The organism is Melaminivora alkalimesophila, assembly GCF_000282995.1.
GTDB lineage: Bacteria > Pseudomonadota > Gammaproteobacteria > Burkholderiales > Burkholderiaceae_C > Melaminivora > Melaminivora alkalimesophila.
The window spans coordinates 1-452 of the sequence record NZ_ALEE01000562.1 but is presented as its reverse complement, the minus strand read 5'-3'; the positions used below and the strand labels follow the sequence as shown (position 1 = coordinate 452).

Sequence of the window (452 nt, the reverse complement as noted above, 5' to 3'; positions counted from 1 at the left end):
GGCCGCCGCCAGCGGCAGGCCCACGGGCTCCTGGTGGAACAGCACCTCCGCCTCGCGCTGGATCAGCGCCGTGTCCAGCCGCGCCTCGCGGAAGGCGGCGCTGCGCGCCACATGGCGCAGGAACTGCACGTTGGTCGCCAGTCCCACGATGTGCGTCTGCGCCAGCGCCTCGTCCAGCCGGGCCAGCGCCTGCTCGCGCGTCTCGCCGTGCACGATCAGCTTGGCGATCATCGGGTCGTAGAAGGGGCTGATGGCATCGCCCTCGCGCACGCCGTCGTCGAAGCGCACCTCGCCCCGCTCGAAGGCCGCGCATGCCGGCTTGCGGTAGATGCGCAGCTCGCCCGTGGCCGGCAGGAACTGGTTGTCCGGGTTCTCGGCGCAGATGCGCGCCTCGATGGCGTGGCCGGTGATTTGCAGCTCGTCCTGGCGCTTGGGCAGCGGCTGGCCGGCCG

General features: G+C 72.6%; 1 pseudogene. It reads right to left on the bottom strand.

Annotated features, from left to right (window positions below):
- Positions 1–452, bottom strand: a pseudogene (locus A612_RS11040) (3-methylcrotonyl-CoA carboxylase); the annotation flags it as partial.